Source organism: Streptomyces sp. NPDC020845 (assembly GCF_044334165.1).
GTDB lineage: Bacteria > Actinomycetota > Actinomycetes > Streptomycetales > Streptomycetaceae > Streptomyces.
This window is the reverse complement of the sequence record NZ_JBIRSJ010000002.1, coordinates 258,964-281,080: the sequence shown is the minus strand read 5'-3', so window position 1 is coordinate 281,080 and position 22,117 is coordinate 258,964. Positions and strand designations below refer to the sequence as shown.

Below are 22,117 nucleotides of genomic sequence, written 5' to 3'. Positions count from 1 at the left end.
GAGGAGCGAGCAGTGACGAGGGAAGCCCGCGCGTGGAAGCGCGCCGAGACTGAGCGGGAGGGCGGGGCATGAGTACGGGAACCCTCTCGCGTCCGGGCCTCGCCCGCCTGAGCCCGCGCGGCCCGCTCTGGCTGGCCTGGCGCCGCCAGCGGACCGCCCTGCTGTTGGGCGGGGTGCTGATCCTGGCCCTCGCCGGATACATCGCCTACCAGCGCGCCGGCATGGTCGACCTGATCCGTGACCGGAACCTGGCCGGCTGCCGGCTGTGGTATCCCGAGTGCCACGGGATGCGACTGTCGTCCGACGACGGCCGTCCCACCCCGCTGGGGCGGGCGTTCGGTGAGCTCGACTCGTACCGTACGGCGCTGCTCTACACCGGACGGCTGCTGCTCGCGATCCCGGCGCTCATCGGAACCTTCATCGGCGCCCCACTCGTCGCGCGCGAACTCGAAAGCGGCACCGCCAAAGTCGTCTGGTCCCAGTCGGCCGGCCGGACGCGCTGGCTCCTGGCCACCCTCGCCGTCCCCGCCGCTGCCACCCTGGCCGCCACCTCGCTGCTGGCCGCGCTGTTCACCTGGTGGTGGTGGCCCGTGCGCGGCATGGTGTTCGACGAGGTCAGCTGGGTCACCACCGTGCCCTTCGAGGTGGCGGGCCCGGCCCCCGTGGCGCTGTCCCTGCTGTCCCTGGTCCTCGGCACGGCCTTCGGCCTGCTGCTGCGGCGGACCGTACCCGCCATGGCCTGCACCCTCGCCCTCACCATCGGCGCCATGTACGGCCTTCGCCAGTTGCGCCCCCATCTGGTGCCTCCGCTCACCACGACCGTGAACCTCGGCACCTACGCGGAGACGCCGGACGACGCATGGCGGCTCCGCTGGGGTTATCTCACCCGGTCCGGCGACAGGCTCGACGAATCGACCTGCAACACACTCGACACCGCGCGGTCCCGTATGCGCTGTTTCGACCGCCACCACGTGGTCGAGCAGTATGCGGACTACCACCCCATGAGCCACTTCTGGCCGATGCAGTGGATCCAGGCCGGGATCTGTCTGGCCGCGGCCGCCGCGCTCGCCGCCTTCTGCGTGTGGTGGATCAGGCGCAGACGGGCCTGACCGGCCACCGCCCGACCGTTCCCGTCACCTCCCGCTCCGAACTTCCGCTTCGATCGGAGTCCCTTCGCCATGGTCCCCTCGCCCGCCCTCGACGCCGCCGCCCGAGCCGTTCCCCGCGTCCGCCCCGCGCCCGAGTCCCCGGCGTCCCGCCGCCGCGGGCGGCGCTCCGCCGTCGCGCTCGTCCCGGCCGGGCTGACGCTGGCGCTCGGCCTGTGGGGGATCCGCCGTCAGAACAGCATGTGGCGGGACGAGTCGACGACGTATCAGGTCGCCCACCGCTCCGTCGCCGACCTCTGGCATCTGCTCGGCGAAGCCGATGTCGCCCATGGCCTGTACTACCTGCTCATGCACGGTGTCTTCACCCTCTGGGACGGCGGGCTGCTCGCGCTGCGGCTCCCCTCGGCGCTGGCCATGGCCGCCGCGGCCGCGGGCGTGGCGCTGCTCGGGCACCGGCTCGCGGGGCCCCGGGCCGGGCTGGCCGCCGGAGTCGTCTTCGCGCTCGCCCCGGCGGTGCAGCGCTACGCGCAGGAGGGGCGCTCGTACGCCCTGGTCTGCGCCGCGGTCGTAGGGTGCACCCATCTGCTGCTCTCCGCCGTCGCGCATCCCCGCAAGCGGATCTGGGCCGGGTATGCCGCCGCCGCGTCGGCGACCTGTCTGCTGCACGAGTTCGCGGTCCTGGCGGTGCTCGCCCACGGCGTCGCGCTGCTGTCGGCCCGCCTTCCCGCGCCGCTCCGCTGGGCCTGGGCCCGGGCGGCCTCCGCCGTGGCCGTCGTGCTGGCGCCGCTGGCGATCGTCAGCCAGCAGCAGGCGTCGCTCGTGGGGTGGATCGGCGACCCGGGCCGGCCCGAACTGCTGGGCTTCGCGATACCGGCACTGGTGGGGCTCGGCTGTGCCATGGTCCCCTCGGCCGCGGCCGGTCCGGTCCCGCTGCGCGCGCTCGCGCCGCCGCTGCTGATCCTGCCGGGGGCGGCGCTGCTGGCGGTCTCCTTCATCCACCCCATCTACGTCGACCGCTACGTCCTCTACTCCTACGCCGGATTCGCCCTGCTGGCGGGCGCCGGGCTTGAGGCCGCGCTGCGCGCCGTCCCGTATCCGAAGGCCGCGGCCGCGGTGCTGGCCGTCGTCGCGGTGGCCGCCCTGCTGCCGTACTCGATCCAGCTGCGGACGCCGCAGAGCCGCCTGGACGACCCGATGGCCGCGGCGCGCGCTGTACGGGACCTGACCCGGCCCGGGGACGGGGTGCTGTTCATGCCCGCGCGGCGGCGCGAGCCCATCCTGTCGAGCCCGGGGGAGTTCCGCGGCCTGAAGGAACTGGCCCTGGCCCGGCACGCGGTGCCCTCCGGCACCCTGCACGGCATCGAGCTGCCCGCGCCCCGTATCCGCGCCCGCATGCTGACCGTCCAGCGGATCGCCGTGGTGATGGACCCGCCCGGCCGGCCACTGGACGACACCCCGCAGGAGCGGATGAAGCGCGAAGTCCTCGACCGCTCCTTCCGCCGCTGCGCCGAGCGGGAGGTCCGGGGGATGGTGGTCGTCCTCTACGCCCGCCCCGGCGCCTGCTGACCCGGGCGCGGCAGGTCACGGGGGACAGGGCCCGCCTTCGAAGGCGGGCCCTGCCGCGCCCAGACCCCTACTTCTCGTCCTCGACCAGGCGGGCGGGGAAGCCGCCGGTGGCGATCGGGCCCCAGCGCTCCGGGGTGATCCGGATCAGCGACTTGCCCTGCTTGACCATGGCGGCCCGGTACTCGTCCCAGTCCGGGTGCTCGCCCGCGATATTGCGGTAGTACTCGACCAGCGGCTCCACGGACTCGGGGGTGTCGATCACCTCGGCGGTGCCGTCGATCTGCACCCACGGTCCGTTCCACTCGTCGGAGAGCACGATGATGCTGACGGCCGCCTCGCGCCGTACGTTGCGGACCTTGGCGCGCTCGGGGTAGGTCGACACGACGACGCGCCCCGCGTCGTCGACGCCGCACGTCAGCGGCGAGGCCTGCGGCGAGCCGTCGGCCCGGCGGGTCATCAGGATGGCGCGGTGGCGCGGCCGTACGAATTCCAGCAGTTCGTCGCGGCCGACCCGGGTGTTGGTGGCGATGGAGGGGCTCATGCGGCCGAGCCTACGGCGTCGGGCGCGCGGTGCGGCATGCACCGGTCAGGTGTCGCACTCCAGCACCGTGCGGCACAGCCCGCAGCGGGCCCGCATCCGGCCGCGCGCCGGGACCCGGATGCGCTGCCGGCAGGTCGGGCAGGGGAAGGAGACGCGCAGCGGGGAGCCGCTTTCGAAGGCGTATCCGGCCGGGCCGACCGGCGGCGGCGCCTCGGGGTGGCCTTGCGCGAACCGGCGGTCCCGCGCATAGCGGCGGCGGCCCGCCCAGCCGCTCGCGGCCAGCGGCGGCTGCCGCTCGTCGCCGCGCGCCACGTCCAGGCCCTTGACGTACGCCTCGTACGCCTGCGGGCTGGTGAACCAGATGGCGGGGTCCTCGCCGAACGCCAGCGCCCGTTTGGCCAGCACGTATCCGAACTCCTCCGGGGTCAGATAGCCGAGCTTCTGGCTGGAGACGGAGTCCTGGCGGTACGCGTCGAGCAGCAGCCAGCCCGCGCCGAGGTAGGCGGCGGTGGTGTCGGTGAGGATCTCGTTGGCGCGGGTGCCGGGGAACGACAGGTCGAGCCGGTGCAGATAGACGTGGGTGACCTCATGGGCGAGGGCCGCGCCGATGTCCCGGCGGTGGGTCTTGAAGCGGGAGTTGAGCTCGATGAAGTACTCCGGTCCGGCGGCCAGCTCGATGTTTCCCGCGTGCCGCATCTCGCGGAAGCTGACGATCATGCGCGCGTCCGGGAGGCGCAGCTGCCGCACCATGACCCGGGCGACGCGCTGGACGCCGAGGTAGAGATCGTCCTGGTCGCAGAAGGCCACATCGCCGGGGGCCACGCTGAGCTCGTAGGTCCGCACCCCGTCGTACGACAGCCGCTTGTAGAGCGCGGTGAGCGCGGCCCGGACCGTGTCCAGGTGCGGGAATCCGTGCTCGATGTCGCTGCCCGGTGCCGCCACGCCGTCACCCCGTAGCCGTTGTCCGCCGTGCCCCCTGATTCAACTCTACGGGCGGCGGACCCGGTCGCGCCGCAGGCCGGGCCGGTCGGTGTGGCCGACGGGTGTGGCCGGAAAGCGACCCTTGTCAGGCCGATCGGTGCGTCCAGATAATCGCAACGCTGCTTGGCATGAGCCTGGCAAGTAGCTCAACCCCCCACGAAAGGAACTCCGTTGCGGAATCTCCGGAAGCCCGTGAAGAGATCAGCCGCCGTCGGAGCGGTCGCGCTCGCCGCGTTCAGCCTGATGCCCGGCACCTCCCTGGCCCAGGCCAAGAGCGCCGAGCCCGGCCCGTCCGTCGTCGGCGGCACCCGGGCCGCCCAGGGTGAATTCCCCTTCATGGTGCGGCTGTCCATGGGCTGCGGCGGCGCACTCTACACCCAGGACATCGTGCTCACCGCCGCCCACTGCGTGGACGGCAGCGGCGCCAACACCTCCATCACCGCCACCGCCGGCGTGGTGGACCTGCAGAGCTCCAGTGCCGTCAAGGTCAAGTCCACCCGGGTGCTGCAGGCCCCGGGCTACAACGGCACCGGCAAGGACTGGGCCCTGATCAAGCTCGCCCAGCCCATCAACCAGCCCACCCTGAAGATCGCCGAGACCACCGCCTACAACAAGGGCGACTTCACGGTCGCGGGCTGGGGCGCCGCCGTCGAGGGCGGCGGCCAGCAGCGTTACCTGCTCAAGGCCACCGTGCCGTTCGTCGACGACACCACCTGCAAGCGGGCGTACAGCGACCTCGTCGCCGGCGAGGAGATCTGCGCCGGGTTCATGGACACCGGCGGCGTCGACACCTGCCAGGGCGACTCCGGCGGCCCGATGTTCCGCAAGGACGACTCCGGTGCGTGGATCCAGGTCGGCATCGTCAGCTGGGGCGACGGCTGCGCCCGCCCCGGCAAGCCCGGCGTCTACACCGAGGTGAGCACCTTCGCGAAGGACATCAAGGCGGGCGCCACCCAGCTCGGCGGCTGACCCACCGCCCCGGGGCCGGCTCCCCGCCGGCCCCGGCGTTCGCCCCTAGCGTGTCCGCCAGGGGCGCTGCGCTGCGCGCCGCCGCCGCTCAGCTCTGCCTGTAACAGAGACAGAAAGGGTGCCCGGCGGGGTCGCTGAAGACCCGGAACCCCGACCGCTCGCCGCCGCTGTCGTGCAGGAAGGTCGCGCCCAGAGCGATCACCTCCCGCTGCGCTCGCTCCACGTCCTCGATCGTGTCCACGTCGAAGTCCAGATGGAACTGTTGCGGATGGTCCGGGTCCGGCCAGCGCGGCGGCTTGTGGTCGGGGACCGCCTGGAAGGCGAACCGCTGGCCGTCCGGAGAGATGAGCCACACCCACTCCGGATCGTCCGCGTCCACCCGCCAGCCCAGGATCTCGGCATAGAAACCGGCCAGCGCTACGGGGTCGGGGCAGTCGATGACGGTGCACTGGAGCTTCGCAATCATGCTCCCGACGATAGGCCGAGGCACCCCCAGAAAACCGAACACAGATGGAACCTCTGGGTCCATAAACCCACTCCTCCACGGTGGAGGCGCTCGACCGGGGAGAGCACTCCAAGGGGAACGACCGCCTTCGGCCCCTCCCCAACCCCCCACAGGGGCCGGGGGCGGTCTCCGCGACCCCGCCCCGGACCACACGCCGGACCCCCGCCCCGGACCTCGTCCCGGTCCACCCACTGGTCCCTTGGTCACAGCGGCGCCCGGGGCCGCATAGGGTCACTTGTCATGACGCAAACCGAGACCGAGGGGACCGACGGGGCCGCCACCATGAGCACCAACGACGAGATCGACGAGTCCGTCCGCGCCGAGCTGACCCGGCTGCGCGACTCCATCGACAACATCGACGCGGCCGTGGTCCATATGCTGGCCGAGCGCTTCAAGGCCACCCAGCAGGTCGGCTACCTCAAGGCCGAGCACAAGCTCCCCCCGGCCGACCCGGCCCGCGAGGCCCGCCAGATCAAGCGGCTCCGCGACCTCGCGGAGAGCGCCAAGCTCGACCCGGCCTTCGCGGAGAAGCTGCTCAACTTCATCATCGCGGAGGTCATCCGCCACCACGAGACGATCGCGCGCTCCTGAGGACTGCCCAGGGCCTGCCGTCAAAGGGGGCGCGGTCCGGGGCGCCGGGCGGAGGGGAAGGCCGCACCCCCCGGCGCACCACCCCCAAATCCACACAGAACCGCACCGCGCCGCGCAACCTCTTCCCGGGCGTGTGACGCCCGCAGGCAGTAGGGCAGCATGTCTCCATGTCCGTACTGACGCGCGACGAAGCGCAGACCCGAGCTCGCCTCATCGAGGTCCATCACTACACCCTCGACCTCGACCTGACCCGTGGCGATGAGATCTTCGGTTCCACCACCACCATTCGCTTCAGCGCGCGCCAGCCGGACGTGGACACCTTCGCCGAGCTCATGCCTGCCGCCCTGCACCGCATCGTGCTCGACGGCCAGGAGCTCCCCCTCGACAATGCCGACGAGGTGATCGCCGACGGGCGCCTGCCGCTCACCGGGCTCGCCGAGGGCGAGCACGAGCTGCGCGTCGAGACGGACATGCGCTACTCCCGCACCGGCGAGGGCATGCACCGCTTCACCGACCCCGCCGACGGCGAGACGTACCTCTACACCATGTGCTGTATGTCCGACGCCAACGACGTCTTCGTCGGCTTCGACCAGCCCGACCTCAAGGCCGTCTTCGAGGTGCACGTCACCGCCCCGCCCGAGTGGACCGTCCTCGGCAACGGCATCGCCACCCGCGTCGGCGAACCGCACGAGGGCCGCTGGCAGCTCGCGCCCACCCCGCCCATCAGCACCTACCTGCTCGCGCTGGCCGCCGGGCCGTACCACTCGGTGCGCACCGAGCACGCCGGTCTGCCCTTCGGCCTGCACGTACGCCGCTCCCTCGCGCCGTACCTGGAGGCCGACGCCGACGAGCTCTTCGACATCACCCGTCGCTGCTTCGACCACTACCACGAGATCTTCGACGAGCCGTACCCCTTCGACTCCTACGACCAGGCGTTCGTCCCGGAGTTCAACTCCGGCGCCATGGAGAACCCCGGCCTCGTCACCTTCCGCGACGAATTCATCTACCGCTCGGCCGTCACCGACGCCGAACGGCAGACCCGCGCGATGGTCATCGCCCACGAGATGGCCCATATGTGGTTCGGCGACCTGGTCACCATGGAGTGGTGGGACGACATCTGGCTGAATGAGTCCTTCGCCGAGTACATGGGCTATCAGACCCTCACCGAGACCACCCGCTACACCGACATCTGGGCCGACTTCGGCGTCCGCCGCAAGAACTGGGGCTACGACGCCGACCAGCGCCCCTCCACCCACCCCGTGGCCCCCACCCCCGAGCAGGTGCCCGACACCGCCGCCGCCCGCCTCAACTTCGACGGCATCTCCTACGCCAAGGGCGCCTCCGCGCTGCGCCAACTCGTCGCCTGGCTCGGCGAGAAGAACTTCCTCGACGGCATCAACAACCACTTCACCCGGCACCGCTTCGGCAACGCCACCCTCGCCGACTTCATCGACTCCCTCGCCGAGGCATCCGGCCGGGATGTGCACGCCTGGGCCGACCGCTGGCTGCGCACCGACGGCGTGGACACCCTCACGCCGGTGATCACCACGAGCGGCGGCCGGTGGACGGCCGAGATCCACCACAAGGGAAGCCACGGCGGAAGCAGCGAAGCCGGCGATGGCGGCATCAGCCGCCCGCACCGCATCGCCATCGGCCTGTACGACCACGAGCCCGCCGCCCCCCACAAGCTCGTGCTGCGCGACCGGGTCGAGGCCGAGCTGACCGACGGCTCCCCGCTGACCCTCCCGTTCACCGGCCCCCGCCCCGACCTGCTGCTCCTCAACGACAGCGACCTCACCTACGCCAAGATCCGGCTGGACCCCGGCTCCTGGAAGACCGCCCTGCGCTCCCTGTCCGGCCTCCCCGACGCGCTCAGCCGCGCCGTCGTCTGGAACGCCGCGCGCGACATGGTGCGCGACGGTGAACTGCCGCCCGGCGCCTACCTCGACGCCGCCCGCGCCCATCTCCCGCACGAGACCGACATAGCGATCGTCCAGGGCGTCCTCGCCTTCGCCCGCACCCAGATCGCCGACCGCTACCTCCCCGCCCACAAGCGCGCCGCCGCCCTCGCCACCATCTCCGCCACCTGCCGCGATCTGCTGCGCCGCACCGAGGACGGCTCGGGCCCCGGGCTGCGGCTCGCCGCCGTGCGCACCTTCGTCGACAGCGCCACCTCGGCCGCCGAGCTGAGCGACTGGCTCGGCCGCGACACCGTCCCCGGCGGCCCGGACCTCGACCCCGAGCTGCGCTGGCAGGTCCTCCGGCGCCTCGCCGTCCTCGGCGCCGTCACCCCGGCCGATATCGACGCCGAGCTCGCCCGGGACTCCAGCGCCACCGGCCAGGAGGGCGCGGCCCGCTGCCGCGCCGCGCTCCCCGACGCCGAGGCCAAGCGCGCCGCCTGGGCCGCGCTCTTCGAGGCCGACGGCCCCGAGCTGTCCAACTACCTCGTCACGGCGACAGCCCTGGGCTTCTGGCAGCCCGAGCAGCACGCCCTCCTCGCCGAGTACGTCCACGGCTACTTCCCGGCCGCCGTCGACCTGGCCGTCCGCCGCGGCCCGGCCATCGCCGACTCGGTCGCCCGCTGGGGCTTCCCGACGACGGTGGACGAGACGACCCTGCGGCTGGGGGAGGAGTGCCTGAGCGCCGACGACCCGTCCGTGTCCCCGACGCTGCGCCGCCGCTTCGCCGACGAGCTCGACGATCTGCGCCGGGCGCTGCACGTCCAGCGGGCCCAGGAGGAGGCGGCAGCCACGGAGGGTGGGGCGTAGCGGCCCCGGTGGCGGGGTCGCGCGCGGGCCCTGCGGGCGCGGAGGTAGTGGACCTCGCGCCGCTTTGCGGGCGAGGCGTAGCACACGGGGCGGGGCGGCGCGGTTGAGGCGTGGCCGACTGGCGCGCCCCGGCCGACAAGGCGTAGCGGAGCCGGGGCGCGGCCCCGGCTGCGGCACGCCGGAGGGACGGGCCCCGGCCGCCGCCCCCTGCCCGCCGCCGGGGCGAGCGGAGTGTATGCGGCCCCCCGGCGGGGCGGCGCGGAGGTAGTGGACCTCGTGCGGCCTCGCGGTCGAGGCGTAGCCGACTGGCGCGGCCCCGGCCGACGAGGCGTCGCGCCGCCGGGCGCCGGAGTGATGGCGCCCCGGCCCCCGGCCGCACGCCGCCCCCGGCGGCGGCCGGGGCGCTGCGGTCGCCGGGGCGCCGTCCCCGACGGCGCGCCGCCCCCGGCCGCACGCTCCCTTCCGCCACCCCGCGCCCCCTTCCAAGGGGGCGTTCACCTGTTCGCGGCCCTGTTCGCGACACCCGTTCGCGTCGCCCGGTGCGGCCTGATGCCCCGGCGGGTATCGCGTATCTCTGCGTAGCGCCAAGCAATCACCAAGACGGCGTGGCCAGATCATGGGATGTCCTTGGCCGAACACACCCCCGTCGAGATCCCGCCCGGCCGAACCGCCGCGTCGGCGCGCCGGGCCGGTGGCAGCCTCCTGGCGTGATGTGGATGACACGCGTGCGGGCCGACCGGGAGCTGCGGCCCGGCGGTTTCGCGCCGGTGATGGCGACCGGCATCGTCTCGCAGGGGGTCCGCGCCGCGGGGGCGCGATGGGCGTCGGACGGGCTGCTCGCGGTGGCCCTCGCGATGTACGGACTGCTGCTGGTGGCCTGGGCGCGGCGGGTGACCGGACACCGGCGGGAGGTGGCGGCGCAGCTGAGGGACCCGGCGAAGGTGTTCGGGTTCTTCACCTTCGTCGCGGGCTCCGATGTGCTTGCCACCCGGCTGGCGGCCGGTCCGTGGCGGCCGGTCGCGGCGATTCTGCTGGCCGTGGCCCTGCCCGTATGGCTGGCGCTGATGTGGTGCGCGGCGCGGGTGGTGCGCGCGCTCGGGCCCGGCGGCGTGCTGCGGCATGTCGACGGCAGCTGGTTTCTGTGCGTGGTGGGCCTCCAATCCGTGGTGCTGGCCGGCGCCGCGCTGGATCCCCACCGGGCCCTGGCCGCGAAGGAGACCGGCTGGGCCCTCGGGCTGGCGCTCTATGTCGTGGTGGCCGTGGCGGTGGCGAGCCGGCTGGTGCGCCTCGGCGTACGGCCGCAGGAGCTGTCGCCGCCGTACTGGATCACGATGGGCGCCTGCGCGATCAGCCTGCTGGCCGGCGCCCGGCTCGTTCCGCAGGGGCTCGACTCCTCGCCCCCTGGGGACGTCGTCGCGGGGTTTCTCCTGGTCATATGGGTCTGGATGAGCTGTCTGCTGCCGGTGCTGCTGGCCGCCGGGGTCTGGCGGCACGGGGTGCACCGGGTCTCGCTCGGCTATGAGCCGACGTGGTGGACGATCGTCTTCCCGCTGGGCATGTACGCCGTGTCCACGGCCGCCCTGGGCACCGCCGAGGGGCCGCACCGACTGGTGGCCGTGGGGCATGCGATGGCCTGGGCTGCCTCTGGGGCATGGGCCATGGTCATGTTCGGTGCGTTGGCCGGCCGAGGATCTGGCCAGAAAAAGAGGTCAAGAAATGGCAACGCCTCCCATCCGGCACCGCCCGGGCGATGAGGAGGACCAGGCCGTACCGATCACCAGGCCAGTTTGATGCCTCGTCAACTTCCATCCATTTTTGCCTGGTGGGCAAGTCATACGCCTGAGACAAGCATTGCAAAGTGCAAGAAAAAACAGATTCAGGTGATGCCAAATGGCCGAAAGCGGTCAGACGGTGTGGCTGATACGCGGGCGATGCTGTGGCGCGAACCCAAGCAGGTCACATGCCGCTGCCGGGGGAAGCGGCACGGGGCCTGGCCCCCCACCCAGAGGAGTTGTTGGTCCGTGGCGCGTCGCACAACACGATCGGCGGCCGAGTCAGCCGCGTCAGCGGTGACCGAGCGCCTCCTGCGGGCCGGGGCGTCCCTCAGGCGCACCCCGACCACCCGGGACCTGCGGGCCGTGTACCGGACCGACCAGGCGGTGGAGGACTCCCCGTACCGGGAGCGCTGGGCCCACGACAAGGTGGTGCGCTCCACGCACGGCGTGAACTGCACCGGCTCCTGCTCCTGGAAGGTGTACGTCAAGGACGGGCTGATCACCTGGGAGACCCAGCAGACCGACTACCCCTCGGTCGGCCCGGACCGGCCGGAGTACGAGCCCCGCGGCTGCCCGCGCGGCGCCGCCTTCTCCTGGTACACCTACTCGCCCACCCGGGTGCGCTATCCGCACGCCCGCGGCGTACTGGTCGAGCTCTACCGGGAGGCCAAGGCGCGGCTCGGCGACCCGGTGGCCGCCTGGGCGGAGATCACCGGCGACCCGGACAAGCGCCACCGCTACCAGTCGGCCCGCGGCAAGGGCGGGCTGGTCCGCATCACCTGGGACGAGGCGCTGGAGATCGCGGCCGCCGCCCATGTGCACACGCTGAAGGCATACGGCCCGGACCGGATCGCCGGCTTCTCCCCGATCCCCGCCATGTCCATGGCCTCGCACGCCGTCGGCGCCCGCTTCATGTCGCTGATCGGCGCGCCGATGATCTCCTTCTACGACTGGTACGCGGATCTGCCCATCGCCTCCCCCCAGGTGTTCGGCGACCAGACCGACGTCCCCGAGTCGGGCGACTGGTGGGACGCCGCCTATCTGATGCTGTGGGGCTCCAACGTCCCCGTCACCCGCACCCCCGACGCCCACTGGATGGCCGAGGCCCGCTACCGGGGCCAGAAGGTGGTGGTGGTCTCGCCGGACTATGCGGACGCCACCAAGTTCGCCGACGAGTGGCTGCACCCCCACCCCGGAACCGACGGCGCGGTCGCCATGGCGATGGGCCACGTCATCCTCAAGGAGTTCTTCGCCGAGCGGGAGGTCCCCTACTTCACCGACTACGTCAGGCGCTTCACCGATCTGCCCTTCCTGGTCGACTTGGTCGAGCGGGAGCCGTCCGGACACCGCGTCCCCGGCAAGTTCCTCACCGCCGCCGACCTGGAGGAGACCGACCCGGGCCTGGCCGCCCACGCCGACGAGGCGGCCCGGCGCTGGATGCCGGTGCTCTACGACACCCTGACCGACCGCCCGGTCGTCCCCGGCGGCACCCTGGGCGACCGGTGGAGCAAGGGCGGCGAGGGCCGCTGGAACCTGGACCTGGGCGACATCACCCCCCGGCTGACCCTCCATCAGGCCGCCGGGACTGTCGAGACGGTCGAGGTCGAGCTGCCCCGCTTCGATACGCCGGGCGCCACCGTACGGCGCTCCGTCCCCGTACGGCGGCTCGGCGGACGGCTGGTCACCACGGTCTTCGACCTGCTCATGGCCCAGTACGCGGTGGGCCGCCCCGGCCTTACGGGACAGTGGCCGACCGGCTACGACGACGCCACGGTGCCCGGCACCCCCGCCTGGCAGGAGGCCATCACCTCCGTACCGGCCGCCGCCGTGATCCGCGCGGCCCGCGAGTTCGCGGGCACCGCCGAGAAGAGCAACGGGCGCTGCATGATCGTGATGGGCGCCGGCACCAACCACTGGTTCCACTCCGACACCATCTACCGCTCGTTCCTCACCCTGCTGCTCCTCACCGGCTGCCAGGGCGTCAACGGCGGAGGCTGGGCGCACTACGTGGGCCAGGAGAAGGTGCGGCCCTTCACCGGATGGCAGCAGCTGGCCACCGCCGCCGACTGGGTACGGCCCTCCCGGCAGATGGCCGGCACCCCGTACTGGTATCTGCACACCGACCAGTGGCGCTACGAACGGTACGGCGCCGACGCGCTGGCGTCCCCCACCGGCCGCGGCCTGTTCGCCGGCCGCCACACCGCCGACCTGGTAGCCCAGTCCATGCGTCTTGGCTGGATGCCCTCGTACCCCACCTTCGCCGCCAACCCCCTCGACCTGGGCCGCCGGGCCAAGGAGAGCGGGCAGCCGGCGGGGGAGTGGATCGCCGGGCAACTGGCCACCGGGAAACTGGACTTCGCCTGCGAGGACCCGGACGCGCCGGAGAACTGGCCCCGTGTGCTGACCGTCTGGCGGGCCAACCTCATCGGGTCCTCCGCCAAGGGGAACGAGTACTTCCTGCGCCATCTGCTCGGCGCCCGCGACAACGCCACCGCCGAGGAGGCCCCGCCCGGCAACCGCCCGGCGGACGTGACCTGGCGCGATACGGCGCCGCGCGGAAAGCTCGACCTGCTGCTGGCGCTGGACTTCCGGATGACCTCCACCACGCTCTTCGCCGACCTCGTGCTGCCCGCCGCCACGTGGTACGAGAAGCACGACCTGTCCAGCACGGACATGCACCCGTACGTCCACGCCTTCACCCCGGCGATCATCCCGCCCTGGCAGGCCCGTACCGACTTCGAGATCTTCCACGGCCTCGCCCGCAAACTCAGCGAACTCGCCGCCGGACGCCTGGAGACCGCCCACGACCTGGTGGCCTGTGCCCTGATGCACGACACCCCCGGCGAGACCGCCCAGCCCGGCGGCACCGTACCGGACTGGCGCGACGCGGCGACCGGCACCGTGACCGGCGCCGTGCCCGGCCGTAATCTGCCGGACTTCGCCCTCGTCGAACGCGACTACACCGCCGTCGCCGACCAGCTCGCCGCCTTCGGCCCGCTCGCCGAACGGCAGGGCATGCGGGTCAAGGGCGTGGGCGTCGACCCTGCGCCGGAGGCCGCCTGGCTGGCGCACCGCTGCGGCACCGCCGTACGCGGCGCGGCCGAGGGACGGCCGCTGCTGGACACCGACACCAAGATGTGCGAGGCGATCCTCGCCCTCTCCGGCACCACCAACGGACGCCTCGCCGCCGAAGGGTTCCGGCAGCTCGCGGAGCGCTGCGGCCCTGCCTCGGGCCTCACCGAACTGGGCGCCTCGGTGGCCGAGCGCCGCGTGGTGTTCTCCGACACCCAGACCCGCCCCGTGCAGGTCGGCGCCAGCTTCGAATGGTCGGGCAAGGAGGCCGCCGACCGCCGCTACGCGCCGTTCACCATCAACACCGAGCACCGCAAGCCCTGGCACACCCTCACCGGCCGCCAGCACTTCTACCTGGACCACGACTGGATGGCCGAACTCGGCGAGCAACTGCCCGTCTACCGGCCCCCGCTGGACATGGCCGCTCTCGGCGAGGCCCCGCCACCCGGCACCGACAGCGGGGATACCGGCCGCTCGGTGACCGTCCGCTATGTCACCCCGCACTCCAAGTGGTCCATCCACTCCGAGTACCAGGAAAACCTGATCATGCAGACGCTGGCCCGCGGCGGCCCCGTCATCTGGCTCAGCGTGCCCGACGCCCAGGCCATCGGCGTGGCCGACAACGACTGGATCGAGGCGGTCAACGCCAACGGCGTCGTCGTCGCCCGGGCCGTGGTCTCCCACCGCATGCCCGAAGGCACCGTGTTCATGTACCACGTACAGGAACGCCTGGTGAACGTGCCCAGGTCCGAGACCACCGGCGGCCGGGGCGGCACCCACAACGCCCTCACCAAGCTGCTCATCAAGCCCACCCACCTCATCGGCGGCTACGCGCAGCTCTCCTTCGCGCCCAACTACTACGGACCGACCGGCAACCAGCGCGACGCGATCACCGTCATCCGGCGCCGGTCCCAGAACGTGGAGTACTGACATGCCCCGCCGCCAGCCGTCCCGCCCCAGGGTGATGGCCCAGGTCGCCATGGTCATGAACCTCGACAAGTGCATCGGCTGCCACACCTGCTCGGTCACCTGCAAACAGACCTGGACCAACCGGTCCGGCACCGAATACGTCTGGTTCAACAACGTCGAAACCCGCCCCGGCCAGGGGTATCCCCGCGGCTACGAGGACCAGGACAAGTGGAAGGGCGGCTGGCAGCTCAAGGGCGGCCGGCTCGTGCCGCGCACCGGCGGCCGCGCCCGCCGCCTCGCCCGCCTGTTCGCCAACCCCGAACTCCCCTCCCTCGACGACTACTACCAGCCCTGGACGTACGACTACGACAACCTCACCACCGCCCCCCTCGGCGAGGACCTGCCCACCGCCCCGCCCCGCTCCCTCATCGACGGCCGCCCCACCGCCGTCACCTGGGGCCCCAACTGGGACGACGACCTCGGCGGCGGCCCCGAACACCTCGCCGGCGACCCGGTCCTCGCCAAGATGACCGAGAAGGTGCGGCTGGAGTACGAGCAGGCGTTCATGTTCTACCTGCCGCGCATCTGCGAACACTGCCTCAACCCCTCCTGCGTCGCCGTCTGCCCCTCCGGCGCGATGTACAAGCGGGTCGAGGACGGCATCGTCCTCGTCGACCAGGACCGCTGCCGCGGCTGGCGGATGTGCGTCAGCGGCTGCCCGTACAAGAAGGTCTACTTCAACCACCGCAGCGGCAAGGCCGAGAAGTGCACCTTCTGCTACCCGCGGATCGAGGCCGGCGAGCCCACCGTCTGCTCCGAGACCTGCGTGGGCCGGCTGCGCTACCTCGGCGTACTGCTCTACGACCCGGACAAGGTCGGCGAGGCCGCCTCAGTCCTCGACGAGAAGGACCTGTACGAGGCCCAACTCGGCTGCTTCCTCGACCCCGACGACCCGGAAGTGGTCCGCGCCGCCGAGGAGTCCGGCATCCCGCACGACTGGATCGAGGCCGCCCGCCGCTCCCCGGTCCACGCGCTGATCACCCGGTACAAGGTGGCGCTGCCGCTGCACCCCGAATACCGCACCATGCCCATGGTCTGGTACATCCCCCCGCTCTCCCCGGTCGTCGACGCGCTCACCGCCACCGGCCACGACGGCGAGGAGCCCGCCAACCTCTTCGGCGCCATCGACGCCCTGCGCATCCCCGTCTCGTACCTCGCCGAACTGTTCACCGCAGGCGACCCGGAACCGGTCGAGGCCGCCCTGTGCCGGCTCGCCGCCATGCGCAGCCATATGCGGCGGAACAACCTCGGCGAGGAACAGGACCCCGCGATCGCCCGCGCGGTCGGTATGGACCAGGAGACCATCGAGGCCATGTACCGGCTGCTCGCCCTGGCCAAGTACGACGAGCGGTACGTCATCCCCACCGGCTACGCCGCGGGCTCGGGCCACGACGGGCCCACCGACACCTGCAGCCTGGACGTGGACGGGCTGCCCGGCATGATGCCGGACGGCTTCCCCGGCGCCGACGACTTCCACGCCCCGCCGGTGCCCGCCCCCGCCGGTGCCGGTGCCGGGTCGGGGCTCGCCGGCCGGTTGAACCTGCTCAACTGGAACGGCCGCGGACGCCCCAGCGGACTGTTCCCGAGCCGCGCCGAGGAGCAGCGGTGACCCCAGTGAAGCCGCCGCAGCCGCCGCGCCCGCTGACCCCGCTGAGCCCGGCGACCCCCGCCGTGCACCAGGCCGCCGCCCTCCTCCTGGGCTACCCCGACCGGAACTGGCCCGCCCGCCTGACCCTGGTACACGACGCCCTCGGCGAGGTGACCGGCCCAGGCACCGCACCGCTGCTGCGGTTCTGCGCCGCCGTACGGGACATCCCCGTACTCGACCTGGCCGCCCGCTACGTCGTCACCTTCGACCGCAGCCGGCGGCGCACCCTGCACCTCACCTACTACACCGACGGCGACACCCGGCGCCGCGGCGGCTCGCTCGCCGAGTGGAAGGCCCGCTACCGCGCCCACGGCTGGGAGCCCCCCGAGGACGAACTGCCCGACCATCTGCCCCTGGCCCTGGAGTTCGCCGCCCGCTGCCCCGCCCCGGGGACGCGGCTGCTGAGCGAACACCGCCCCGCGATCGAGCTGCTGAGGATGGCCCTGGCCGACCACGACAGCCCCTACGCCGATGTGCTGCGCGCGGTCTGCGACACCCTGCCCGGCGCCTCGCCCGCCGACCGCGCCACGGCCCTGGCGCTCGCCCGCAGCGGACCGCCCGCCGAAGCGGTCGGCCTGGCCCCCTTCGCCGCCGCCCCCGAGCGCGCCGGCCACCTTCCGGGAGGAACCGGCCGATGAACCACCTCAACATCGCCCTGTGGGGCGTGCTGCCCTACCTCGTGCTCGTCCTCTTCGTCGCGGGCGCCGCCTGGCGCTACCACTACGACCGCTTCGGCTTCACCACCCGCTCCAGCCAGCTGCACGAACACCGTCTGCTGAGCATCGGCGGCCCGCTCTTCCACTTCGGGCTGCTGTTCGTCGCCGCGGGCCATGTCGTCGGCCTGATCGTCCCCGAATCGCTGACCGAGCGGCTGCGCGTCAGCGAAGGGCTCTACCACGCCAACGCGCTGCTCGTCGGCGGCACCGCGGGTCTGGCCACCGTCGCCGGCCTGGGGCTGCTGCTCTACCGGCGGCTGCGGGTGCCCGCCGTACGGGCGGCGACCAGCCGAAGCGACCGGGCCGTCTACCCCGTGCTCGCCGCCGTCCTGCTGGCCGGGCTCACCGCGACCGCCACGGGCGTGGGCGACGACGCCTACGACTACCGGGAGGGCGTATCCGTCTGGTTCCGCAGCCTGTTCACCCTCGACCCCAATGTCCCGGCCATGTCCCACGCGCCCGTCGTCTACCGGCTGCACGCCCTGCTGGGCCTGGCGCTGTTCGCGCTATGGCCCTTCAGCCGGCTCGTCCACGCCTTCGCCGCCCCCCTCGGCTACCTGGTCAGGCCGTACGTGGTCTACCGCTCCCGCACCCCGGCCCGGCCGTACCGCCACCCGGCGCTCACCGGGCCGGACGGCGCGGACGCACCTCCCCGGAAGCGGCGGCGAGCACATCACTGACCCGGGCGGGCCCGGCCCCGGACGGGCCCGCCGCACGCAGATCCGGCTCATCCGCCACCGCGTTCAGCGCCCGCAGACCACGCGCAAGACCGGCCCGCACCTCGGCGGGCAGCCGGTCCACCAGGACGGAGATCTCGGCGCGCCGGTACTCCACCACCCGCGCCACCACCTCCGCGCCCCGGTCGGTCACCCGCAGCACCACCTCCCGGCGGCTGTCCGGATTGACCCGCCGGTCCACCAGGCCCAGGGACTCCAGCCGGTCCACCGTCCGCAGGGCGGTGGACGGGTTGACCCCAAGCCCCGACGCCAGCGCCGCCAGCTTCGCGGGGCCACAGCTGTCCAGCACCACCAGGGCGCGCAGCTGCGTCGCCGTCAGCGTCTCGTCGATCGAGGCGAGCGCCCGCGCGGAGATCGCCACCAGCAGCCGCGTCGTGGCCAGCATCGAGGTGATGAGCTCTTCGGCCAGGCCGCTGTCGTCCGGCTGCCGGTCCACGTCGCCCCCTGGTCCGCTCGACGTTTCTGTGCCCGGGCATCTTACGGAAGCCGGGCCCGCGCTTCATCACGCCACCTCGCCGTGTGGGCCGGCCGCTGCGATCAATTCACGCACCGGCACTACCACGTACGAGTGGATCTGTCGCGACGACAGGCCGAACCGCTTGTGCGCAAAGTACTTTAGGCCCCGAGTCCAGATGTTTCGCCTGTCCCGCGCGCCCGGTCCGCTCACCGAGGCCGTGGGACCCGCCCCCCGGGCGGCCCGGCGCCGCTTTTGAGACATCGCCAGGACCGCTCCCCTGCCCGACCTCGAGACGAGGGGCACACCCATGCCTGTGCCCGCTTCCGCGACCGCCCGCCTCCTGGCCGGTGGTACCGAAGGCCCGCGCGCGCTCCGCCCGATGCTCGACACCGTCCTCGATGCCCTCGCCACCGGCGCCGCCGACCGCGGCGGCCCGCTCCCGCCCGGCGGCCCGAGGGCCGTCGCCCGTCGCGTACAGGCCGCGGCCGAACCCGTCCTCCCCACCGTCGGCACCGGCGCCCACCAGGCCCTGCACACCCTCGTCCGGGCCCTCGCCGCGGGCGCCGCCGACCCCGCCGAACCACACTGCACCGCCCATCTGCACTGCCCGCCCCTCGCCGTCGCGGCCGCCGCCGACCTCGCCGCCAGCGCCCTCAACCCCTCCCTCGACTCCTGGGACCAGGCCCCCGCCGCCGGCGAACTCGAAACGCTCACCTGCCGCGCCCTCGCCCGGCTCGTCCACCCCCACCGCCCGAACCCCGACGCCCTCGCCACCACCGGCGGCACCGAGGCCAACCAACTCGCCCTGCTGCTCGCCCGCGAGGCCGCCCGCACCGCGGGCGCCACCGCCCCCCTGCGGATCGTCTGCGGAGCCAACGCCCACCACAGCGTCCACCGCGCCGCCTGGCTCCTCAACCTCCCCGCGCCCCTCACCATCCCCACCCCCACCGGCGTCCTCGACCCGGCCCGCCTCCACGACACCCTCGCCGAACTGCCCGGCCCGCCAAACCCCGTACTCGTCGTCGCCACCGCGGGCACCACCGACACCGGCGCCATCGACCCCCTGCCACCCATCGCCGACCTCTGCGACCGCCATGCGGCCACCCTCCACATCGACGCCGCCTACGGCGGGCCGCTCCTGTTCAGCGACACCCTCCGCACCCGGCTCCACGGCCTCGACCGGGCCCGCACCACCGCCCTCGACCTGCACAAACTCGGCTGGCAGCCCGCCGCGGCCGGCCTCCTCGCCGTCCCCGACAGCGCCGTCCTCGCCCCGCTCGCCCACCGCGCCGACTACCTCAACGCCCACGACGACACCGCCGCAGGCATCCCCGACCTCCTCGGCCGCTCCCTGCGCACCACCCGCCGCCCCGACATCCTCAAAATCGCCGTCACCCTGCGCGCCCTCGGCCGCCGCGGCCTCGGCGACCTGGTCGAACGAGCCTGCGCCGCCGCCCAGCACCTCGCCGACCTCATCGACTCCCGCCCCGGCCTCGACCTCTACGCCCGCCCCGCCATCAGCACCGTCCTCTTCCGGCCCGCCGGAGCCGACCCGGCCGCCGTCGCCGCCGTACGACGCCGCCTCCTGCGCGAGGGCCGGGCCGTCCTCGGCCGCGCCACCACATACGAAGGGCTCTGGCTCAAGGCCACCGTCCTCAACCCGCACACCCAGCCCAGCGACCTGCGGGCGCTGGTCGCACTCGTGGAAGGCAGCACCCCATGAGCACCGCCCAACCCCCCACCCCCGCCGCCGGACCCGAACAGCCCCTGGACCTCGCCGGCATCGGCATCGGACCGTTCAACCTCTCCCTGGCCGCCCTCGCCCAGGGCATCCCCTGCCTGCGCACCGCCTTCTACGAACAGCGCCCCGCCTTCCACTGGCACCCCGGCCTGCTCATCGACGGCGCCAAGGTCCAGGTCCCCTTCCTCGCCGACCTCGTCACCCTCGCCAACCCCACCAGCCCCTGGACCTTCCTGAACTACCTCAAGGCCCACGAACGGCTCTTCCCCTTCTACAACGCCGAGCGCTTCCACATCGAACGCGCCGAATACGACGCCTACTGCCGCTGGGTCAGCCGCCACCTCCCCGGCCTCCACTTCGGCCACCAGATCGACGCCGTCCGCTGGAACCACGACCACCTGCTCTTCGAACTGGACTTCACCGAACTCGACGCCACCGGCGAGGCCCGCCACATGGGCCGCAGCTACGCCCGCGCCCTGGTCCTCGGCGTCGGCACCGAACCCCACGTCCCCGCGCCCCTGTGTCCCCTCGTCGACACCCCCGGCGTCCCCGTCATCCACTCCGCCGACTACCTCGAACACCGCGAAGCGCTGCTGGCCACCGGCCATGTCACCGTCGTGGGCTCCGGCCAGTCCGGCGCCGAGGTCTTCCTCGACCTGCTCCGCAACCGGCCCCCGGGCGCCGAAGGACTCCACTGGCTCACCCGCACCCCCGCCTTCGCCCCCATGGAATACAGCAAGCTCGGCCTCGAACACTTCACCCCCGACTACGCCCGCTACTTCCACGCCCTGCCCGAATGCGTACGCGACCAACTGGTGCCCCGCCAATGGCAGCTCTACAAGGGCATCGCCCACGACACCATGACGGACATCCACGACGAGCTCTACCGCCGCACCCGGCACGGCGGCTGGCCCGACACCGTCCTCACCCCCGGCGTCACCGTCCGCACCGCCGGCCGCACCGCCGCCGCCCGCCTCGAACTCCACCTCGAACACGCCCAACAGGGCGCCCGCAGCCGCCACATCACCGAAGCCGTCGTCCTCGCCACCGGCTACCGCGAACGGCGCATCGACACCATCATCGCCGCCCTCGACCCCTACATCCGCCGCGACTCCCGCGAGCGCCCCCGCGTCGACGAACACCACCGCATCGTCCTCGACCCCATCGTCAAGGGCCCCATCTACGTCCAGAACGCGCAGCGCCACGCCCACGGCGTCGGCGCCCCCGACCTCGGCCTCGCCGCCTGGCGCTCCGCCGTCATCCTCAACTCACTGACCACCGAACCCGTCTACCCCCTCCCGCCCCGCACCGCCTTCACCACCTTCGGCCTCCAGCCCACCCACCCCGGCAGCGCCGCCGGACACCTCCCCGAACAGCGCGACAGCTTTCGATCATCCGACACCCGGGCCATCCTTGGGTGATGGCCAACAGACAACTCCGAGTCGCCGCCTACGCCGTCTGCATCCAGGACGGCAGAATCCTCCTCGCCCGATGGGTGGGCCCCGACAGCAAACTGTGGACGATGCCCGGCGGCGGCATCCAGCACGGCGAAGACCCGTACGACGCCGCCATCCGCGAGGTCGAGGAGGAGACCGGCTACACCGTCGAGATAGACGACCTCCTCGGCATCGACTCCGTCCACCACCGCTACGCCCGCCGCCGCGGCCGCGACGCGGACTTCCACGGCCTGCGCGTCGTCTACACCGCGCATATCGTCGGCGGGCAGCTGCGCAACGAGATCAATGGCTCCACCGACCAGGCCGCCTGGATCGAACTCGACCGCGTCGCCGAGCTGCCCCGGGTCCCGCTCGTGGACATCGCCCTGTCGCTGCACCGGACACGGCCCGCCCAGGGCAGGGTCCAGACGCCGGCCTGACGAGGCGGCTGCGACCGGCTCACGGACACCGGGCTGAACAACAGGCCCACGGCAACAACCATCCCAAGAACCGCACCACCACCCCAAGAACCACACCTC

At 72.7% G+C, this 22,117-nt stretch carries 17 protein-coding genes; 13 read left to right on the top strand and 4 right to left on the bottom strand.

What is annotated here, in order from left to right; genetic code table 11:
- Positions 1-68 precede the first annotated feature (68 nt).
- Positions 69-1,109: a transporter gene (locus ACH4U7_RS05145; protein WP_398526653.1), complete on the top strand. Its 1,041-nt coding sequence runs from the start codon at positions 69-71 to the stop codon at positions 1,107-1,109.
- Positions 1,110-1,178: 69 nt separating this feature from the next.
- Positions 1,179-2,672 carry a glycosyltransferase family 39 protein gene (locus tag ACH4U7_RS05140; RefSeq protein ID WP_398526652.1) on the top strand — a complete coding sequence of 498 codons (1,494 nt, stop codon included), beginning with the start codon at positions 1,179-1,181 and terminating at the stop codon, positions 2,670-2,672.
- Positions 2,673-2,739: 67 nt separating this feature from the next.
- On the opposite strand, the gene ACH4U7_RS05135 is transcribed toward ACH4U7_RS05140, so the two are convergent.
- Positions 2,740-3,213, bottom strand: coding sequence for a PPOX class F420-dependent oxidoreductase (locus tag ACH4U7_RS05135; protein ID WP_398526651.1), 474 nt, complete (start codon positions 3,211-3,213; stop codon positions 2,740-2,742).
- A 45-nt stretch (positions 3,214-3,258) separates the two neighbouring features.
- Positions 3,259-4,155: a hypothetical protein gene (locus tag ACH4U7_RS05130; RefSeq protein ID WP_398526650.1), complete on the bottom strand. Its 897-nt coding sequence runs from the start codon at positions 4,153-4,155 to the stop codon at positions 3,259-3,261.
- 210 nt (positions 4,156-4,365) lie between these two features.
- Between ACH4U7_RS05130 and ACH4U7_RS05125 the strand changes: the two genes are divergently transcribed.
- Positions 4,366-5,163, top strand: coding sequence for a S1 family peptidase (locus tag ACH4U7_RS05125; RefSeq protein ID WP_398526649.1), 798 nt, complete (start codon positions 4,366-4,368; stop codon positions 5,161-5,163).
- Between the two features lie 88 nt (positions 5,164-5,251).
- Here the strand turns inward: ACH4U7_RS05125 and ACH4U7_RS05120 are convergent, their stop codons facing one another.
- The gene (locus tag ACH4U7_RS05120; RefSeq protein WP_398526648.1) at positions 5,252-5,629 is read right to left on the bottom strand and encodes a VOC family protein; all 378 of its coding nucleotides are present in this window, start codon (positions 5,627-5,629) and stop codon (positions 5,252-5,254) included.
- A gap of 279 nt (positions 5,630-5,908) precedes the next feature.
- Between ACH4U7_RS05120 and ACH4U7_RS05115 the strand changes: the two genes are divergently transcribed.
- The 7 genes from ACH4U7_RS05115 (at position 5,909) to narI (ending at position 17,887) form a co-directional block, all read left to right on the top strand.
- A complete protein-coding gene (locus ACH4U7_RS05115) occupies positions 5,909-6,259 on the top strand; it encodes a chorismate mutase (protein ID WP_370656717.1) in 351 nt (116 codons plus the stop codon).
- 167 nt (positions 6,260-6,426) lie between these two features.
- Entirely contained in the window at positions 6,427-9,027 is a 2,601-nt protein-coding gene (gene pepN, locus ACH4U7_RS05110) for an aminopeptidase N (protein WP_398526647.1), read from the top strand.
- Between the two features lie 716 nt (positions 9,028-9,743).
- Positions 9,744-10,781 (top strand): tellurite resistance/C4-dicarboxylate transporter family protein, encoded by a 1,038-nt coding sequence (locus tag ACH4U7_RS05105; protein ID WP_398526646.1) that lies wholly within the window; start codon positions 9,744-9,746, stop codon positions 10,779-10,781.
- A gap of 315 nt (positions 10,782-11,096) precedes the next feature.
- Positions 11,097-14,804, top strand: a complete 3,708-nt coding sequence (locus ACH4U7_RS05100) for a nitrate reductase subunit alpha (RefSeq protein ID WP_398526645.1) — start codon at positions 11,097-11,099, stop codon at positions 14,802-14,804.
- 1 nt (position 14,805) lies between these two features.
- Entirely contained in the window at positions 14,806-16,452 is a 1,647-nt protein-coding gene (gene narH / locus ACH4U7_RS05095; protein WP_398526644.1) for a nitrate reductase subunit beta, read from the top strand.
- Positions 16,453-16,457: 5 nt separating this feature from the next.
- The gene (gene narJ, locus ACH4U7_RS05090) at positions 16,458-17,129 is read left to right on the top strand and encodes a nitrate reductase molybdenum cofactor assembly chaperone (protein WP_398526995.1); all 672 of its coding nucleotides are present in this window, start codon (positions 16,458-16,460) and stop codon (positions 17,127-17,129) included.
- On the top strand, positions 17,126-17,887 hold the full coding sequence (gene narI, locus ACH4U7_RS05085; RefSeq protein ID WP_398526643.1) for a respiratory nitrate reductase subunit gamma: 762 nt from the start codon (positions 17,126-17,128) through the stop codon (positions 17,885-17,887). The genes narJ and narI overlap by 4 nt, the downstream gene beginning before the upstream one ends.
- Here narI and ACH4U7_RS05080 read toward each other — a convergent pair.
- On the bottom strand, positions 17,829-18,380 hold the full coding sequence (locus ACH4U7_RS05080) for a MarR family winged helix-turn-helix transcriptional regulator (RefSeq protein ID WP_398526642.1): 552 nt from the start codon (positions 18,378-18,380) through the stop codon (positions 17,829-17,831). The genes narI and ACH4U7_RS05080 overlap by 59 nt on opposite strands.
- A 328-nt stretch (positions 18,381-18,708) precedes the next feature.
- On the opposite strand from ACH4U7_RS05080, the gene ACH4U7_RS05075 reads away from it, so the two are divergent.
- Genes ACH4U7_RS05075 through ACH4U7_RS05065 form a run of 3 tightly spaced genes read left to right on the top strand, consistent with a single transcriptional unit; the run spans position 18,709 to position 22,018 of the window.
- Positions 18,709-20,124, top strand: coding sequence for a pyridoxal phosphate-dependent decarboxylase family protein (locus ACH4U7_RS05075; RefSeq protein WP_398526641.1), 1,416 nt, complete (start codon positions 18,709-18,711; stop codon positions 20,122-20,124).
- Entirely contained in the window at positions 20,121-21,563 is a 1,443-nt protein-coding gene (locus tag ACH4U7_RS05070) for a lysine N(6)-hydroxylase/L-ornithine N(5)-oxygenase family protein (protein ID WP_398526640.1), read from the top strand. The genes ACH4U7_RS05075 and ACH4U7_RS05070 overlap by 4 nt, the downstream gene beginning before the upstream one ends.
- Complete coding sequence (locus ACH4U7_RS05065) at positions 21,563-22,018, top strand: NUDIX hydrolase (RefSeq protein WP_398526639.1); 456 nt, start codon at positions 21,563-21,565, stop codon at positions 22,016-22,018. The genes ACH4U7_RS05070 and ACH4U7_RS05065 overlap by 1 nt, the downstream gene beginning before the upstream one ends.
- The last annotated feature ends 99 nt before the right edge of the window (positions 22,019-22,117 follow it).

Coding starts and splice junctions, on each gene's coding strand:
- ACH4U7_RS05115 (WP_370656717.1), top strand. CDS start 5,909: ATGACGCAAACCGAGACCGAGGGGACCGACGGGGCCGCCACCATGAGC.
- ACH4U7_RS05105 (WP_398526646.1), top strand. CDS start 9,744: ATGACACGCGTGCGGGCCGACCGGGAGCTGCGGCCCGGCGGTTTCGCG.
- ACH4U7_RS05140 (WP_398526652.1), top strand. CDS start 1,179: ATGGTCCCCTCGCCCGCCCTCGACGCCGCCGCCCGAGCCGTTCCCCGC.
- ACH4U7_RS05065 (WP_398526639.1), top strand. CDS start 21,563: ATGGCCAACAGACAACTCCGAGTCGCCGCCTACGCCGTCTGCATCCAG.
- ACH4U7_RS05070 (WP_398526640.1), top strand. CDS start 20,121: ATGAGCACCGCCCAACCCCCCACCCCCGCCGCCGGACCCGAACAGCCC.
- ACH4U7_RS05075 (WP_398526641.1), top strand. CDS start 18,709: ATGCCTGTGCCCGCTTCCGCGACCGCCCGCCTCCTGGCCGGTGGTACC.
- narH (WP_398526644.1), top strand. CDS start 14,806: ATGCCCCGCCGCCAGCCGTCCCGCCCCAGGGTGATGGCCCAGGTCGCC.
- ACH4U7_RS05135 (WP_398526651.1), bottom strand. CDS start 3,213: ATGAGCCCCTCCATCGCCACCAACACCCGGGTCGGCCGCGACGAACTG.
- ACH4U7_RS05145 (WP_398526653.1), top strand. CDS start 69: ATGAGTACGGGAACCCTCTCGCGTCCGGGCCTCGCCCGCCTGAGCCCG.
- pepN (WP_398526647.1), top strand. CDS start 6,427: ATGTCCGTACTGACGCGCGACGAAGCGCAGACCCGAGCTCGCCTCATC.
- narI (WP_398526643.1), top strand. CDS start 17,126: ATGAACCACCTCAACATCGCCCTGTGGGGCGTGCTGCCCTACCTCGTG.
- ACH4U7_RS05120 (WP_398526648.1), bottom strand. CDS start 5,629: ATGATTGCGAAGCTCCAGTGCACCGTCATCGACTGCCCCGACCCCGTA.